Genomic DNA, 2538 nt, shown 5'->3' with positions numbered 1-2538 from the left:
GGCAAGCCTCGCTCCTACGGGACCAAGGCGCTCTTGTTTGTGCGCACGACCGCAAATCATGCAGGAGCGAGGCTTGCCCGCGAAGGCACCCTCACAGCCGCAAAAAATCTCGAATAAGAGACAAATCATTCAGAATCACCTTATACATAAATAAATATCCTTATATTTCAATGCCTTAAATAAATGGCACGAAACTCGCTAAAGCCCTCTCCCACAAAAGTTCCACCCTACAAAAATAACAATCCAGGAGACACACCATGAGTGTGATCATTGCCTTGGCAGCCCTCGCGCTGCTGATGCTGGCTGCTTACCGTGGCTACAGCGTTATTCTCTTCGCCCCGATTGCCGCCCTCGGCGCCGTCTTGCTCACCGACCCTTCCGCCGTCGCCCCTGCCTTCACCGGGGTGTTCATGGAGAAAATGGTCGGCTTCATCAAACTTTATTTCCCGGTGTTCCTGCTCGGCGCGGTGTTCGGCAAGCTGATCGAGCTGTCGGGATTCTCACGCTCCATCGTCGCGGCAGCGATTCGGTTGCTCGGTACACGTCAGGCGATGTTGGTGATCGTGTTGGTCTGCGCCCTGCTGACTTACGGCGGCGTGTCGCTGTTTGTGGTGGTGTTCGCGGTCTACCCGTTTGCCGCTGAAATGTTCCGCCAGAGCAACATCCCCAAGCGCTTGATCCCGGCGACCATCGCCCTCGGTGCGTTTTCGTTCACCATGGACGCCCTGCCCGGCACCCCGCAGATCCAGAACATCATCCCCAGCACCTTCTTCAACACCACCGCATGGGCGGCGCCGTGGTTGGGTGTAATCGGCGCGATCTTTGTAGTCTGCGCCGGTATGCTGTTTCTCCAACGCCAGCGCAACAAGGCGCAGGCCGCCGGTGAAGGTTATGGCACCGAACTGCGCAACGAGCCGGAAACCGCGGCCGACATCAAACTGCCGAATCCATGGATTGCCCTGTCGCCGTTGCTGGCCGTCGGCATCATGAACCTGCTGTTTACCCAGTGGATTCCGCAGTGGTATGGCAAGACCCACAGCCTTGCGCTGCCGGGCATGGCCGCGCCGGTCACCACCGAAATCGCCAAGCTCACGGCGATCTGGGCGGTGCAAGCGGCCTTGCTGGTCGGCATCATCATGGTGCTGGTGTTCGGCTTCCAGGCGATTCGCGGCAAGTTGGCCGAGGGCAGTCGAAGTGCAGTCAGCGGTTCATTGCTGGCGGCGATGAACACCGCGTCGGAGTACGGTTTTGGTGCGGTGATCGCTTCCTTGCCGGGCTTCCTCGTATTGGCCGACTGGCTCAAGAGCATTCCCAACCCGTTGGTCAACGAAGCGATTACCGTAACCCTGCTCGCCGGTATCACCGGTTCGGCGTCGGGCGGCATGAGCATTGCGCTGGCGGCCATGGCCAATGACTTCATCGCTGCGGCCCACGCTGCCAACATTCCGTTGGAAGTGCTGCACCGAGTGGCTGCGATGGCCAGTGGTGGCATGGACACCCTGCCGCACAACGGCGCAGTGATTACCCTGCTGGCGGTCACCGGCCTGACCCACCGTGAAGCCTACAAAGATATTTTCTGTATTACGCTGATCAAGACCCTGGCGGTTTTTGTGGTGATCGGTACTTTCTACGCCACTGGCATTGTGTGAGGTATTCATGACGACTCTTTCGGGCAAGACTGCACTGGTCACCGGTTCCACCAGCGGCATCGGCCTGGGCATTGCCCTGAGCCTGGCCAAGGCTGGCGCCAATCTGATTCTCAACGGTTTCGGCGATGCCTCCAAGGTGATTGCCGAGGTCGAGCAATTCGGTGGCAAGGTCGGCCATCACCCGGCCGACGTCAGCGACCCGGTGCAGATTGCCGACATGATTGCTTATGCCGAGCGTGAGTTCGGCGGCGTCGACATCCTGGTGAACAACGCCGGTATCCAGCACGTAGCGGCGGTAGAAGACTTTCCCGTGGAACGTTGGGACTCGATCATTGCGATCAACCTGTCGTCGGTGTTTCACAGCACCCGCTTGAGCCTGCCGGGCATGCGCACCAAAGGTTGGGGGCGGATCATCAACATTGCCTCGGTGCATGGCCAGGTGGGCTCGGTGGGTAAAGCCGCCTATGTCGCAGCCAAACATGGCGTGATCGGCTTGACCAAGGTCGTCGGGCTGGAAACGGCAACGACCAATGTGACCTGCAACGCCATTTGCCCGGGCTGGGTATTGACGCCGCTGGTGCAGAAGCAGATTGATGCACGCATCGCGACCGGGATCGAGCCGCAACAGGCGCAGCATGATTTGCTCGCGGAGAAGCAGCCGTCGCTGGAGTTCGTCACCCCGCCGCAATTGGGCGAACTGGTGTTGTTCTTGTGCAGTGAGGCCGGAAGCCAGGTGCGCGGCGCGGCGTGGAATATTGATGGTGGGTGGTTGGCGCAGTAATTCGGCAGTAAACCGCGTTATCGTTCTTCGCGGGCAAGCCTCGCTCCCACAGGTTTTGTGGTTGCAGCCGGATTTGTGGCTCGACGCAAAACCTGTAGGAGCGAGGCT

Annotated in this window: 2 protein-coding genes; both read left to right on the top strand. The window is 59.4% G+C overall.

The features are described from left to right. Nucleotides 1-257 precede the first annotated feature (257 nt). Nucleotides 258-1649, top strand: a complete 1392-nt coding sequence (locus tag QMX98_RS34025; protein ID WP_010460857.1) for a GntP family permease — start codon at nt 258-260, stop codon at nt 1647-1649. Nucleotides 1650-1656: 7 nt separating this feature from the next. Further along, entirely contained in the window at nt 1657-2430 is a 774-nt protein-coding gene (gene hbdH, locus QMX98_RS34020) for a 3-hydroxybutyrate dehydrogenase (protein WP_010460859.1), read from the top strand. The last annotated feature ends 108 nt before the right edge of the window (nt 2431-2538 follow it).

It is taken from the genome of Pseudomonas sp. PS02303 (assembly GCF_029959925.1).
GTDB lineage: Bacteria > Pseudomonadota > Gammaproteobacteria > Pseudomonadales > Pseudomonadaceae > Aquipseudomonas > Aquipseudomonas mandelii.
The sequence above is the reverse complement of the archived record's forward strand: the minus strand, read 5'-3'. Positions and strand labels throughout refer to the sequence as shown.